Origin of the sequence: Haladaptatus pallidirubidus (assembly GCF_020700235.1) — an archaeon.
Classification (GTDB): Archaea; Halobacteriota; Halobacteria; order Halobacteriales; family Haladaptataceae; genus Haladaptatus; species Haladaptatus pallidirubidus.
This window is the reverse complement of sequence record NZ_CP085304.1, coordinates 66,964-82,007: the sequence shown is the minus strand read 5'-3', so window position 1 is coordinate 82,007 and position 15,044 is coordinate 66,964. Positions and strand designations below refer to the sequence as shown.

Here is a 15,044-nt window from a genome sequence, read left to right as displayed (position 1 = left end):
TGACACGTTTATTCAGAATTTGGGTTGCTATGGTTAGTATTATATGCTAACCTCAGTACCAAGGTTAGAAAAGCAAGTGGTTGAGAGGACATCTATACCAAATAAGGAGATGAGAGGATTTGCAAGACGAAGGTGGAGCGTGTCATGTGATATGGATTTGGAGCGAATAGTGGTTTGTTGATAGAGGGATAGGTTCCGTAATTAGAGGCCTACTGACTTATTTCTGAAATAAATATAAACAGGAACAGAAATGAAGAAAAGGAAAAATGCAAAGACCACATAGAGCCATGCTCGTGGCTCCCAACCAGAGACATTCCTTACTTTGCGAATATCCACATACATTACTATTGGAAGCAAAAGGAGTAGGAAACCAGATAATGCACTAGCGTTCCCTGCAATGGCCCCAATGAGAATTAAGGAAATGCCAATGATACCATAGTGCCAGTTTCCAGCTTCTTCTGCATCGTGTTCACCAATCTTAGAATCATTGGTCAGTTCAATACCTCCGCTATATTGATCGTTGGTAGATTCCGTTCTTTCATCATATTCATATTCACGTGAAAACTGGTTACTCTCTGACGATAGATTGGCAGTAGTCCCACCGAATTCGTCTCGATTGGTTTGTGAAAGGTGATCACCGGATTCATGATCCGACGTTTCTTCAAAGGCCATCGCAGCTTCTCGATTCGATGGCTCGGAATCGGTGTGAACTTCCATCGGGATGTCAAGGTACTCTGAAACTAAGTCACGAGCATCAAGTTCATCGACCATCGCTGCAAGCCCTTGGCCATCGACCGTTTTCACATTCAGCTGTTTAGCCCGCTCTTCTGCAGAATTGGTAAAAGAACTGGTCGTGACAACGATTGTAGAGTCAGCACCGGGCACTTGTTGTTTTAGACTTGCATATTGCTGGATCTTCGGACCACCCACAGTAGTGCTGTCAGAATATCGTTTGGCCTGGATCACTGCCTTTTGTGGATATGGAGTTTTCTTTTCTGCAATAACATCGATCCCTGCGTCGTTGGACTGCTGTGATACTTGTGCACTCCATTCCATTCTCTCCCACAAACCTGCAACAAAATGTTCAAAGTCGTAGTTATCCATTCCTTGCAGTCGAGACGTGAGTTCAGACTGTGACAAATCGAACACTGAGCGTTGAGCAGATGATGTAGTGGTTCGATTCGTCCTCATGTTCTTCCTAGAAGAGGGACCAGATATCGATGAAGAATTGATCGATATTTCGAAATTCCCCAAATCATCTTGCGAAGCGCTGTTCGAATTATTGTATACGGAATACTGAGACTGGCTACGAATTGCCTCAACAAATTCATCCGCACCAGTATGATTTAAATCCCATTCTTTTGAAAATCCGCCAGACCCGTAGATTGTTAATTTCTTAGTTATAAACCCGGTGTTATAGTCTACGTCAGTGATTTCATCCCGGTTGATGATCGTTTTGGGTTGTTGCTGTTTAGGATCAAATTCAAAGAGACGCCAGTTAGTGAGAATTAATCGTATCTGACGACTTGAACGAAATGCATCGGTGCAAGTTGTTCCCCCTAGGAAGCGTTCATCTGGCACCAGCGAAAGTTCTAATCCTCTTTTTAAGTCTTCATCCAAATCTGCAATAGTAGCATACTTAGCCATACCGTATTTATTTCAGCCAACTACTGTATTTCTATTGGTAATATTTTAGGTATCATATAGGAGGTATAGAAGGAGGGATTTTGACATCAATGGTTTTTGGAAAACACACCCTTATTCATCGAATGATACCTTCGAGATTGCAGCCAATCGATACTGGTGGTTCGGTAGTTCCGGAGATTTTATACAGGGAATGAGACAGAGAGTAGTCATCATTCCCTGGCTTGTAGCCTGTACACTTCAATATCTGTCTCTTTATCAAACCAGAATTTGGGGGAAGAGTTGCCTAAAAACTCATCAATAGAGCCCTCCCACGCAGGATCACGATCGAGAACATCCAAATCACGGTAGAGTCCTTTCCAGAGGAGCGCTCGCTCATACTCCCGAACATCCCCAGGCATCATTTCGAACACTCGCTTGCTCGCCATGACGATGAGCTTCTTTTTCATCCGCGACATGGCGACATTCAACCGGTTCGGATTCAAGATGAAATCGCTCTCCGATTCTAAGAAGTCGGGATCACTTGCGGTTGCAGAAACCATAATCGTGTCACGCTGACCGCCCTGGTACCGTTCGACGGTATCTACTTCAATATCATTAACGTGAGAGCGCAGGAAACCACGTTGAGCGTTGTGCGGCGTAACCACGCCTGCGTTCTCATTATTGAGTGATAAATCGTAGACGAGCGCAGAAGCGATCGCTGCCTCAGTCGAGTTCGACTGACGACTATCATCTTCACTATGTAAGATGAGCACAAGCGGCGCATCAACGTCAAGAGCGGCCCTGATTCCATCCGTGGTGGGTGATGGATCATCGATACAGTACGATTCTTGTGGCACTGCTCGATACGTGATGCCATCTTGTTCGTACAGGTTCCGATTCAAGAAGTCGGCGACTACTTCGTGACATCGATAAGTGACTTCGAGCGGTGTGAGCGGGATCTCGGCCGAAGGTTGGTGAGCAATCTGATCCATTTCGATGTTCTCAATCTCGTCACCACGAAGGAGACGGAAGTAGTCGAGTGTCGAAAGATGTGGGGATAGTTCTGTGACAGTCCGTCGGCGCTCATCTTCCCAGTCGTGTTTGAGCACAGGTGGCATTTGACGCTGGTCACCTGCGACCAGTACTTGCGCATGATCTTCCAGAAACGCCCCAACAAGCAAGAACTGGGGAAGTTGCATCATCGACCCTTCGTCGACAGCAAGCAAATCAAAGAGTTGAGTTCGCTTTTCCAACGCTCCCTCTGGATCCTCCAGACCCATGCTCTTGCTGAGGATTTTCATCATATTGTAGAAACGGCCAGGAGTGGTGAAGATGAGCGTATGCGGATTGTTCTCGTCACTATACATGGAGAGATGTTCATTGGGAGAGACACGGTTCATGAGCCGAACCATCGCCTCATCATCATTGTAGTAATCTAGATATTCGACGTTCGGAAGCGGATCATCCGGTTCTTCAGTTGTGAGGCGGATTAACTGGAAGTCAGAAAGTGCAGAGGTGCTATCATCGGCACAGAATTCGGCCAAGCAGTTTGCAGTATCTTCAAGCGTTTCATCGACGGCTTTGTTGGAAGCACCAGAGACAACCCCAGCAAACGATTTATTCTGCTTTTCATACGAGTATACGCGGCTAAGAAGTGTCGTTGCAAGCGCTCCTGACGTTTTCCCAGTCCCTGGCGGGCCTTGCAAAAGGCTGAACTTGCCATTTACTTCTTTCAGGAAGTCTGCTTGCTTCTCGTTTGGTGGGGGAAAGTAGTTCGAATCTAACCATTGATGGAACTCAGACACCGACTCTGCATCGAATGCATCCGTCGTGGGATGTCGTTCACTTCCGTCCATGATCTGCTCGAGAGATTGAACGAGTGGATTACAATCGGCGTATTCGAGCATATCAAGTGATTTCTGAGAGTTCCCATCATCGAGTTGTGGATCAAGAGCGAGGACGGTATTCTCTTCGAGTAGTAATCTGCTGTCGTCTTCTTTTTCCGGATCGGTCGTCCAATACCGATGCCAGCGCACATACTCCCGATCCGTACTATGTCGGTGAATAAGTGACAGAGAAATTTGGCGATTCGGGATATCCAAACTGTCGATTGTTACTGGAACACCCCGTTCGATATACTCTGGCTTGTCAGAACCTTTCGGTCTTCCTCTCGAATCAAGAGGTGTTGCGACCATCCAACTACCGCCAGTTGCACCGTCACTGCCTTTCTTACGGCATGCATTTGCGACTTGCTCACCACGTTCTTTGAATAGACCATCGTATGCGAGGATACCGTCAACACGAATGCCGTTCCCTCTCTCTTCGATACTCTTTACGACCATAGGAATGGTATCTCCGCACTGAATGCGTTGAGTGAGCGGAAGGGAGTAGTGCTGATGTGTTTCCTGTTTTTGTGCAGCGAACTCCATATCCAGGAACTCACGGCAGGCTCGCCCAATCGATGATTCACCCGATGAAAATGTCGGTAGATCGTGCGTCGAGATTGGAGATTTTTCCGCGTCAAGATCCCTGTATTGGAAACACCGTTCGATATGGGCAACTGCATGAGCGAATTTTTGCCCGAGCATTTCGACATCCTCGTTCGTGATCTCGTATGTGCGTCCGTTTTGATCGAAGTACATGAAGGAGTCCATCTGTTGGACAGAATCGAACTCGTCCTTCGCTTCTCGGATCCATTCGTTGTCGATTCGACCACTTGCAACCCACACGTATTCGAGTGGTATCTGGGCTTGCCGGACTCGTGACGGATAATACTTGTTTGACTCAATATCCCCACCAGGAACGAGCTCAAACTGATCACCGTCGTCCTGATATGGAACTCGATAGTCGAAGATTTTGTGCCAAAAGACTTCCTTGAGGTTGACTGTTACACCATCGCTTCGAGTGTATTCCCAGCCAGAGTCACTGTACGGGAGGTCGTCCTCTTTCGGATAGTATTCGTGATACGCCGGAATTAATCCCGTATTCGGAGTAGGGAATGCTACTCGCTCATGGAGCTCATTTTGGACAATCGACAACATAGATTGGTCGGTCTCATGCTGATCAACACTACCAGAGAGACCCAGCAGATCCCGCATTGCGCTCGCACCGTTCACATCCGAGCACCGTTCTAACGAATCCAAGAGAGCGTCCTTTTCTTGGGCAGTATAGAGGTATAGATGTGGATATGCAGCGTGTTCGCAGTCAATGTCTGTTGCAACTGTCCGAATTGCGTTGAACAAATCAGCTAGTGACTGCTCTAAGACATCAGCCTCTGTTTCATTGGTCGATATGAGAGTCGAGAAGGTGATTGGGTCGTTTCCGTTTCCAGAATATGCGGTTGCGGTCACGTAGCCACTCACCATCGAAATGCGGTCGTGTCGGTGATCGTGTTGCACATGTAGATAGCACCGGATGAGCTTCTGTTGAGGAACCGCTAGATCAGCCTCGAATGGGGGATTATCTGCTGGAAGTGATCCTTTACCACTGCCGTATATCCATGGTAAGCCACGAGATGAATACGAAGATGAGCTCCCAGGTCGGAGTTTCCCAAGCATCGTTTGTGCGTGTTGAACGAGTCGTGGAAGACGAGTCCCGATGCCGGGGATTGCCTTTAGTGAATTGACGGTATCGTTACGTCGGAAATCCATTCCATCGTAGTCAATCGGTCTTGGATTATCCGGGACATACGCAAGTCGCGCTAAATCATCGAGAGTTTCAATGTCGTGTTCTTCGAGAAGTGCCTGTTCGCCCGGACTGATACCGAGCATTGATGTGCTCACATTTTCAATCGCGTTCGTATAACACGCCTCACGATATGCACAGCCAGAACATTTCGACTCGAGTTGGTACTGAATATCTTGCTCATCAGTTTGTTCAAGCAGATCGAATCGCCCACCTTCGGAAAGAAGGCGTTCAATATCGGTTTCGCGGGCATCCAGATCAAATTCGGGAAGTTCATCAGAAGTTCCAGTACTCAGGTACGTTTCCAGCACGACATCTCCGTCTTCGGTATGATACTGGAATTCACTTGTACCATCATCAAGCGGTATGTCGCTTGGGCCGAAATCGAGAACTTGCGTGATATCTTCGTCTCGGTGAATAACCCCGCCTTCAATTTCGACGGAGATTCCACAGTCTCCGAGACCGATTTCATTCAAGAATTGGCGTAATAGGAGAGTATAAATGGCTACCTGTGCCTGCTGGTATGTTTTTTCTTCATGTGCAGCTTTTATGTCGATGACACGGATTCGGATGTGGTCCTTTTCATGCCAGAGGTAGACTAAATCTGCATCTCCAGAGATCCCCCAAACACCGATAACACCCGCAAGACGGAGCTGGGTAATCACCTCTGGCGAACTACCAGGGTTGTGTTTTGCAACGTCGCAGAGAGTGTTTACGAGGAGTTTCTGGTTTCCTTCCCATCCGTCGTCTTCATCTGGTTTCTTTATTTCTCCAGTATGCGTGCCTCGTGCCACCGCTTCGAGAATCTCGTCTTCAAAATCACGACCATCTTTTCCGAGAAGGGTACTAAGGGGTTCAAACGCTTCTTTGTAATCTTTCTCTTTCCGAGCTTCTCGCTCGATCTCGTCATCAAATTCGTATTTATAGAATTGAGAGCACTGTTTTAGACTGATGAATTGGGCGATGGCACTGGGTTCTAGCCATGCATCATACACCCGATTTTGTCTGCTTGACAGAGGATAGATTGGAAGCTTTCGGAGAAGGTACGAACGGATATTGTTTTCCGGATCGCTGCTCATTGAGTATGTCTTATAGTTCAGGTTAGCCATAAGCTTTGTTGAAATAATAGTGCTATGGAGAAGGGTGAGCCGGAGCTAGCAATAGAATCACAATAATAGGGTTGCTTATTAACGGCCCAGCATGCACATTCCAGCATTGAGCGGCCGTCCGCGCATCGACGGCTCGAGGAGTTGTATGAGGATGGAAAGTACGAGTACCAGAAGGATCTTTACGATCAGGCCGGTTAATTACTCGGAGAATCGGCGAGGAGCAAAGATCTTGACGCGAGTGCGTAATTTACCCGACGAATGATGCATTACCTCGAGCGAGCTGCTGACCATCCCGATATGACTGAAGAACTAGCGGCGATACTGAGTACGTGCTGTCATCAATATTTCCAATCCCAGTTTTTCTATGACACATATGGAACTCTCATATAATAATACCAATTAATAAAATGTTTAGTGAAACAACAGATGGATTGATCACAATTTTTGTCTCACAAGATCACCTTCTTTCACTTTATCATCAACTTCGTCTTCAGGTCGATCTGCTATGCTCTTTGTTACTTTTTTTGTTTCTCCCGCATTGGTGATACCGTAAATCCCTGTTTTCTTCGTAGTGATTTCTGCTGATCGCATAATTGTTATTTCGTTTTGGATGTGCTTTGGCTTTACTCGTGCTTTCACATGTTCGACATTTCCTAAAGCCTCACCTGTATCTGGATCTTCAATTACATCACCAATCTCAAACACAATGAATTCCATATCTTCCTCTATTCCATCATCTTCTCCTTTATTGATTACAATTTCTTTACTGCTGATTATCTTCACTACCTTTCCTTCGATCGTATCCTCAGTAGTCATTGTTGTAGACTAACTCCTCAAGTTCCTTCTTTGTTTCCTCTATCTGACTCCGGTTAGCATTTTCTACTTCGTCTCTAATTACTATGTCCGCGAAAATTTCTTTCCCTTTTAGATTGTTTGAACGGACTTCTTGTACTTGTGGATCATCAAGAGGAGACACCCAGCTGACCATTCTCATCTTTGTAGTTCTGTGAGACACAAGTTCAATCTCAGCAACTCCAATTGGGTGATCCACCTTCTCTAATGATTCTCCAGAAGCAGAACGTTGTTTCAATTGTACAGAAAACTTCATTCCTTCATTTAAATATTGGACTCGATTTTCAGATTTTACATGAATGACGTCCCCTTCAAATTGAACGACTTTCATCCTTGAATCTGGAAATTCATCCTTGTAATCCTTTACATACAAATCATTTCTAACCTCAGACAGCAACCAGGTAAAAGGATCTGTATCTTCTACTTTTATACCTTGCTCTATGATGTTTGCAAGCTCATCTATATCTCTATATGAGTTATTTCTAGTACGAACAGCTTCCAATAGTCGCGCAGTCCGAATAGATTCTTCTTCAGCAATTTCTTTGATTTGCTGGAAAGCAGATTTGGTTTCTTTACCTCGAATGTTATCTATGATTTCAATACCGGTGTCTCCCGGCAGGTCGAGTTTTACCTTCTCTCTGTCAACTAGCAAAATTGTGCATACAACTCCTGCGATAATTAGCACGACCGTATATTTGGCAGCGGGATTAGCAGCCCAGATATAGACAAGAATAGTTATCACTATAAAAACAAATAGCCCATTCGCGATCCATCTTTTAATATCCATATTTGAATATAGCTGACGAGTACAATTCCTTTCTAATTCACCTGTTAGAACACTTCCAGTCTTGAATGTTGTCCTTTTTATTTTTACTTTGTCCTCGCACTCTTCATCCCTATTAGAAACCCCGTTCGAATTTCGAGTTTTAACGTCGATTGAACAACCATCATTGTACATTTCCTACCGACATTGTCTCAATGGTATTGTGGCATCATCTTTATTATACACATATAATAATTCAATAAATGTAGCTAAGTCATTGGATATCTTGCAGAAACAACCGCACTTAGCAGTAATCGAGTGATATTTACAGAGGTGACTAGCGTGAATGTTGTGACCAGTGGTTAGTATGTTGCCGCTCATAAGGGGGCCGCCAGAATCTCCCGTATCCTGGTATCCTAGTCTATCCTTCCCAGTGGGCAAGTGCCCAACCGCGGAGGTCGGAATGGTTCCACTCGACGCGGATGCTTTTCTCCTAGATCTTCGTTATCGGGTCAATCTCCGGGTTGGCGAGGTAGCCATCGACGTAGTGAACGCTCGGCACTTGTCCGTCCATCTCCTCTATCACGCGATATCCGTCCGCATTGTACGCACAGCCATAATGCGTCGCTACCTCGCGGTAGTTCAGATAAACGATTCCCCACCCGACTCCCATGCTTTCTCCTCCACTCGACCGAGGATGTTCAAATACTTCTCTTGGACCGTGGCCGACTCGGGACGCTTTATCTTGAAGTTCAGCAGTCCGGAGTTTTCCTTCTACCGCTCGATACAGTTGTATAGCTCTTCACCGACGTTCGACGCTTCCTCTACTGAATTTGACAAATTTTTGTTAATTCTACATCCATCTATGGATATTCTATTCTTACAGTTATTTTCTAGGAGATTCTCGTGGATCAGCATTGAATTCATATAATCCGCTAGCGAGCTTAGTGAGCCATCCAGCAGTGGTCAATTGCCGAAGGTAGTACTCCACCGTCCCCTTATCATGACCAGTTTGTTCACGGAGATACAGCGGGGTAGCTCGTCCCCAGGGCTCGCCTGTGTCACGGCCTTCTTTAAAGAGCTCGAGAATCTGTTCTTCCCCATCTGATGGCCTATAGTCCTGATTAACCATCTGTGTGATTTGCATAACGATGTTCTATCGCAAAATACGAGTCGGTTTGCTATATATATTTGCCACGCAACTTTGCTATGCAAAGTTTTAATACTGGGGGTAGTGTAGACTGAATTAGAAGCGCGGGATGCCTTCGCAAAAGGCCGGTGCTGAAGACACCGACCGCGCTTCTGCACTCCACAGAAGCATGACTAGCAATACCCCTGCCGTAGAAAAACGCATCGACTACCAACCACCCATTCTCGGAGGACACGACTAATGGCGTCCTTCGACGAGAAACCCAACGGCGGACTCCTCTCCCTCGAGGCCCAATTCGGCACAACAGTTTTCCACCCCGTCAAGCGCCTCGAACCCACTCCTGAAACCGCCACTCAAGACCCCGACCAACCCACGCCCTCTACTGACGAGCCAATCACCCGTGCGTATCTCGTCGAACTCCGCGTGGGCTTTGAAACCCGAACCAAGACCACCGAACAAGCGCCCTACCTGTACTGCATCTACGCCACGCCGGACTGCCAGCGATTTTTCGAACGACGCTGCCCGATCGACTACGGCGAAGAGGGCTTCCAGATTCCCGAGGACACCGACACCTATCGCTCGGTCGCCACCACCAAAACGGGCAATCCAAACCTCCCCTCAACACCACCGGGCGAAACCCACGCAGAAACCCGCAGGCACTACCAGCACATCCTCAAGCGGTGCTACGACATCGACGCTACCACCCACACCACCACAACTGAGGTGCACGCGTAGATGTCTCCCACAGAACGCCCTTCCCAGAGAGCGACAGCGATCGGTGGTGATGGGCGATGACCCGCACGTCCACCTCGATCACCCCCGAGGAAATCGAAAACACATTCGAACGCTGTCCGGACTGTGGAACCTACGCGGTGCAGATCACCGACTCCCATTACTGTAACAGCCGGTTCACAAGCAATCTCACCGACGCCGAACGCGACCAGCGCATCGCTGCCGACTCCTATCCTGCCGATGAGACGGTCGCTATCGTCGATCAATTTGTAGGCGACGCCTTTGCCTATCACGAACTCGACGCAGACGACGACCCACACTGTACGCTGCAGACCGACAACCCACTTGCCTATTGCACTCGTAAAGAGGCACAAGACGACCAATACGCACCCTGCCAGAGCTGTCAGCGCCTTCGCGAAAAACGGGAGGTCGATCAATGACAGACCAGCAGACGGTTCTCGGACTCGAGTGTACGGATCCGATCCAGATCCACACCGAGAAGCGCACGTTCACGGGCGTTGTCTACCAGTGTGACCATTCGGAACCCGAACTCACGTGCCGTGGCCCCGAACCCGGTGAGCACGTCCTGTACGTTGCGACCCCAACCCACGATCTGTATCGTCTGCTGTTCGCCTACTACGACAAAATCGAGCACACCGAAGCCACACTCGAACACTACGATCTCTCGCCAAACGGTCGCTACACCTGGCTCCGGACGGGTGCGCGTATCGAGTGCATCACCAACCCGACGGGAGGTGAGCAGGCGTGAGTACCGACGAGCATTCGATCATTCCCAAGCCACTGAATCCACGCACTGCCGACACACTCGTTCAACGCCTCTCGCCCGGTGATCGCGTTCGCATCACGACGACCGACTTGCCACGGACGATTCTGACGGTAAGAGAGACACACCCTGTGACGAGTCGCGCACCACAGCTGGTGCTGACAGCACCGCCACTCACCACGACTGCACAGAACGAAACGCAACAAGCCGTCTACCACTGCACCGCTAGGCAATCCACTTCGCCGATGACTGTTCTCGAGTATACCCACACCGCTATTGACACGACTACCCGCTGTATCGGTTCGCTCACTACAATCGCACATTTCCCCCGGCTCTCGACGCCAGCAGACGCCACTGAAGCTAAATTGGAGGTGCCTGCCAATGAGTAACACCACCACTTCCGGAGCTTCCAGTAGTCCCGATGAGAGCAATATATCGGTCAGCGACCTCGCCAAGCACATCCAGTCGCTCACCGATCGTATCGACGACCTTGAACAGGAAGTCGCCAAGAAAGACGAACGAATTGAGGAACTCGAAGCACAGGCAACCATCGAGTGGCGTGGAGACGCGAAGAAAGCGGAGAATCTCTGGGTCGGTCCATACCCACTCGGCAAAGCCGTCGAACGACACGGTGGACGACTGGACGACCATGACCAACGCATCAGAGATCTCGAACGCGGTGAAGTCGACGTGAGCGACGTTCTCGATCTTGACGGAACTGGGAACCAACTGCAGATTCAACGTGATACAGCCGCTCGGAAGACTGGAAATCACGAGCTCTCGAAGAACAAGGAGCGTGCAACCTTCGTCTGGGCAGCATTCCACGAGCGCGCACGACGAGGTCACGGCAAGATGCGACTCCCATCATGGCTCGTCAAGCAAATACTCGATGAGCACGACCTTGACACTAACCCAAACACGGTGCGCCGTGTCATGGAGTTCGTCGCACGAGGAACGAGTCAGAGTGAGACGCCTGATCCAGAGGACGACAGCAATCTTGTCACGCTGAAACACCGCAACGAGAAAAACGTGCTCGTGGCTGACGAGGATGAGTGGCAGGCGTTCTTTGCAGCACAGATGGAGCACATCAGTACGGGAGACGAGAACACGGATGCCAACAACCAGAGAAGCGACGATGGCAGTGACAATCGAGTAGACACGGACGCAGTGGCGGAAGATGTTGACGAGGAGTTCGATGTTCTTTCGTCGGCAGCACCGATCACGTCCGACGAAGACGAGAGCATCACGGAGGAGATTACGGTGTCGTAATCACCACCGAGCCACCGACCGTAATCGACGATCCCCAAGAGATGAGGAGGGGGTGCAAGTTGCACCCCCTCTGAGGGCGGAATGAACGGTTGACTACTGGTGAGTGTAATTGCTTCTTCTTCTCTTCGCGACCTGAAGAGAAGGAAAGAAGCAGTTTAGCTGATTACACTGGTCGTCTGGAGGAGATTACGACAGCGTAATCAGATCTTCGTAATCGAATCATCTTTGGGGGACAAGATTCATCCCGCCAAATGGTGTAAGTGAACACCCTGACGGAGCATTTTCCGAGTGTAACGAGGAATAGCGGACGTTCTGTGATTGAAGCACGATCGCCACCGTACTCACACGTTCTCGAACGGTCGGTTCAGTGAGTACCCAGACGACTGTCACACGTCCATGCTGGGAAATCGTGAAAGTGCGCCGAACAGTGGCGCGAGCAACCACGAGAAGACCGAGACGAGGGACAGGAGAGTCGGCAGTGTCACAATTTTGTGAGTGTCAAGACCAACCACCAAGAGGTACGAATACGCCGAAGTTGGCACCAGAACCTGGTGTGTGACTGGCGCGACTCTTGAACGTATGGGTCGGAAACACAGAAATACCATCGAACGGTGGGCTGTGACGGGTATTGTCGGATTCATCCTGTACCTGAAGGCGCATGCGTTCTCCTTGATTCTCTATAAATCTTCGTAAGAAGCAGGAAGGAGGACGTTTGTTGAACAAATGGGCATCTGCAAACCGTAAACATCCCAACGCAGTACGAGAAGTTCCGTCGTCCACGGCGGGGGGATGTCACACAAATGATTCAAATAATACTAAATTCAACGACGAATTTCTCGTTTTCCTCGTAGGTGATCTCATTAATGTCAATCAACGATGGATCCTCGCCGAGGTCGTCTAATTCATAGATCAAATCCTCAAAGTAGTCGTAATCACAGCACATCCGGCAGAACGGTCCCTTAAACCGAACAGTGAATGCGTCTTCCGCATAGCTAACCAGTTCGGCAGTCGCCATCGGACTCCGATACTCGTTGTACGTCGCGATAGCTTCGTTGAGGATTGTAAAGGAGACCATTTGGTGTGCCACTGGATCTACACCCGGCAAATACTAAAGGTGCCTTCAGAGGGAGATACTTCCTTTATTGGTCGGGACACATTTCACAAGGGGTTGATTCCACCCTCAATTGGAGGGTCGGCCGGTACGGAGTACTGAGTATTCGTCATAGTGGTTCTCTCATAGGTGCCACTCACCTACCGCAAACCTGGGACATCCAACGAGCTAACGCTTATTCGTGTTGCGATTCAATCTCAGATCATGAGCTTGTTCAGTGACGTTGGACGAAAAGTCGAGAAAACGAAACAGGCGCTCACCGACGGCAAGCAGGAGGAGTACGTCTGTGTGTCCTGTGAAGAACTGGTGGACGAAGACTACGAATACTGTCCCCACTGTGGCGAGGAGACAGTTGAGCCGGTTACATGATTCTATCCGTATCTGATCACCACGGAGGATTGTGGCAAATGGGCGAACGGAACCGAAGTCAGCCCGTAACTCCAAGCACAGTATCCACCCCCTACAGGACCCCACACGGCAATGAGAAAGCATGGTAGATTTGATTTCCGTGGGCGGATTGCTCCTCGCGTTTTTCCTTGTTGTTATGAATGGAGTGTTCGTGGCCGCAGAATTCGCATTCGTCAAAGTCAGGCCAACCCAGGTGAATGCACTCGTTGAACGAGGCACGCCCGGTGCGACCCTAGTGCAGGGTGCCATCGAGAACCTGGATGGCTATCTTGCAGTCAGTCAGCTTGGGATTACGCTCTCCTCACTTGGTCTCGGGTGGATCGGCGAACCCGCTGTGGCGGCGCTCATCGAACCCATTCTCGGCCAATTCCTCCCTACCGGAACGATTCATCTCGTCGCGTTCGCGTTGGGATTCGGCTTCATCACGTTCCTCCACGTCGTTTTCGGCGAACTCGCTCCGAAGACGTTCGCCATCCAAGAAGCAGAACGGGTGGCGATCCTCATTGCTCCGCTCATGAAATTCTTCTATTACGCGTTCATGCCGGGTATCATCGTTTTCAACGGCACTGCCAACTACTTCACCCGCCTCGCCGGTGTCTCGCCAGCATCCGAAGGTGAAGAAACCCACTCTGAAGAAGAAATACGGATGATCCTCACGCACTCGGAGGAGACGGGGCACATCGACCTCGACGAGGTCGAAATGATCGAGAGCGTCTTCGAACTCGGGGATACAATCGCCCGCGAGATCATGATTCCCCGCCCGGACGTCGAAACCGTGGGTGCCTCGATGACCCTCTCGGAGCTTCGGGTCGTTGCTGCCAACGGGACCTACACCCGCTATATCGTGCTCGACGAGGATGGTGACAAACCGATTGGGTTCGTCCACGCGAAGGACATCCTTCGGGCGATCGAAACGGAGACAGATCACGACGGCTCGCTCACTGCTCGTGAACTCGCACGGGACGTCCTTGTGATCCCGGAAACACGACGGATCGACGCAATCCTCGCCGAGTTTCAGACGCATGGTGGTGGACAGATAGCCGTCGTGATCGACGAATGGGGGGTGTTCGAAGGGATCGTGACCATCGAGGACATTCTCGAGGAGATCGTGGGCGATATTCGAGACGAATTCGACACAGCAACGCAGGATCCCTCGATCGAGAAACGAGACGACGGAGCGTACGTCGTCGACGGAGGGATTCCAGTCCAAGAGGTGAATGATCGGCTCGGCGCCGCATTCGAGACCGACGACGTCAAGACGATCGGTGGATTGGTCTTCAGTCGCCTCGGCAGAGTTCCTGAAGTGGACGATCAGATCCAACAGAACGGGCATGTCCTTCAGGTCGAGGCTGTCGATGACACCCGAATCGAACGGCTCGTGATTCAAGAGGCACAGGCAGTACGAGAGACGGACGACGAGTAAGGAGCACCACTCCCAGCAGTCTCCGATCCCCGCGAACACGGACACTGATTAAGACGCCGATGTCCGTGGGGAAACCAGTCCTTTTCCCTCCGAGGTGCTTCCGTTCGGTGTGACATTCTCTTCAGCGTTTCTG

Annotated in this window: 13 protein-coding genes; 7 read left to right on the top strand and 6 right to left on the bottom strand. The window is 49.5% G+C overall.

Features of this window, described 5'->3' with window-relative positions; all coding sequences use genetic code 11:
- Positions 1-201 precede the first annotated feature (201 nt).
- The 5 genes from LIX15_RS25805 to LIX15_RS25785 all read right to left on the bottom strand — a co-directional run bounded on the left by LIX15_RS25805 (position 202) and on the right by LIX15_RS25785 (position 8,707).
- Complete coding sequence (locus LIX15_RS25805) at positions 202-1,647, bottom strand: restriction endonuclease (protein WP_227778021.1); 1,446 nt, start codon at positions 1,645-1,647, stop codon at positions 202-204.
- A gap of 209 nt (positions 1,648-1,856) precedes the next feature.
- A complete protein-coding gene (locus LIX15_RS25800; RefSeq protein ID WP_227778020.1) occupies positions 1,857-6,389 on the bottom strand; it encodes an AAA domain-containing protein in 4,533 nt (1,510 codons plus the stop codon).
- 465 nt (positions 6,390-6,854) lie between these two features.
- Complete coding sequence (locus LIX15_RS25795) at positions 6,855-7,235, bottom strand: hypothetical protein (RefSeq protein WP_227778019.1); 381 nt, start codon at positions 7,233-7,235, stop codon at positions 6,855-6,857.
- Positions 7,225-8,229, bottom strand: coding sequence for a hypothetical protein (locus LIX15_RS25790; protein ID WP_227778018.1), 1,005 nt, complete (start codon positions 8,227-8,229; stop codon positions 7,225-7,227). Before LIX15_RS25790 ends, LIX15_RS25795 begins: the two co-directional genes overlap by 11 nt.
- A gap of 298 nt (positions 8,230-8,527) precedes the next feature.
- Positions 8,528-8,707 (bottom strand): hypothetical protein, encoded by a 180-nt coding sequence (locus LIX15_RS25785; protein ID WP_227778017.1) that lies wholly within the window; start codon positions 8,705-8,707, stop codon positions 8,528-8,530.
- 717 nt (positions 8,708-9,424) lie between these two features.
- Between LIX15_RS25785 and LIX15_RS25775 the strand changes: the two genes are divergently transcribed.
- The 5 genes from LIX15_RS25775 to LIX15_RS25755 are packed head-to-tail and all read left to right on the top strand — an operon-like array spanning position 9,425 to position 11,969.
- On the top strand, positions 9,425-9,919 hold the full coding sequence (locus LIX15_RS25775) for a hypothetical protein (RefSeq protein WP_227778015.1): 495 nt from the start codon (positions 9,425-9,427) through the stop codon (positions 9,917-9,919).
- Positions 9,920-9,975: 56 nt separating this feature from the next.
- Positions 9,976-10,356, top strand: a complete 381-nt coding sequence (locus tag LIX15_RS25770; RefSeq protein WP_227778014.1) for a hypothetical protein — start codon at positions 9,976-9,978, stop codon at positions 10,354-10,356.
- Positions 10,353-10,685 (top strand): hypothetical protein, encoded by a 333-nt coding sequence (locus LIX15_RS25765; protein ID WP_227778013.1) that lies wholly within the window; start codon positions 10,353-10,355, stop codon positions 10,683-10,685. Before LIX15_RS25770 ends, LIX15_RS25765 begins: the two co-directional genes overlap by 4 nt.
- Positions 10,682-11,089 carry a hypothetical protein gene (locus LIX15_RS25760; RefSeq protein WP_227778012.1) on the top strand — a complete coding sequence of 136 codons (408 nt, stop codon included), beginning with the start codon at positions 10,682-10,684 and terminating at the stop codon, positions 11,087-11,089. The genes LIX15_RS25765 and LIX15_RS25760 overlap by 4 nt, the downstream gene beginning before the upstream one ends.
- On the top strand, positions 11,082-11,969 hold the full coding sequence (locus LIX15_RS25755; RefSeq protein ID WP_227778011.1) for a hypothetical protein: 888 nt from the start codon (positions 11,082-11,084) through the stop codon (positions 11,967-11,969). The genes LIX15_RS25760 and LIX15_RS25755 overlap by 8 nt, the downstream gene beginning before the upstream one ends.
- A gap of 805 nt (positions 11,970-12,774) precedes the next feature.
- Here the strand turns inward: LIX15_RS25755 and LIX15_RS25750 are convergent.
- Positions 12,775-13,056 (bottom strand): hypothetical protein, encoded by a 282-nt coding sequence (locus LIX15_RS25750; protein ID WP_227778010.1) that lies wholly within the window; start codon positions 13,054-13,056, stop codon positions 12,775-12,777.
- Between the two features lie 228 nt (positions 13,057-13,284).
- Here LIX15_RS25750 and LIX15_RS25745 point away from each other — a divergent pair, with 228 nt between their 5' ends.
- Both LIX15_RS25745 and LIX15_RS25740 read left to right on the top strand, forming a co-directional pair.
- Positions 13,285-13,449: a zinc-ribbon domain-containing protein gene (locus tag LIX15_RS25745; protein WP_227778009.1), complete on the top strand. Its 165-nt coding sequence runs from the start codon at positions 13,285-13,287 to the stop codon at positions 13,447-13,449.
- Positions 13,450-13,570: 121 nt separating this feature from the next.
- Entirely contained in the window at positions 13,571-14,911 is a 1,341-nt protein-coding gene (locus tag LIX15_RS25740) for a hemolysin family protein (protein ID WP_227778008.1), read from the top strand.
- The last annotated feature ends 133 nt before the right edge of the window (positions 14,912-15,044 follow it).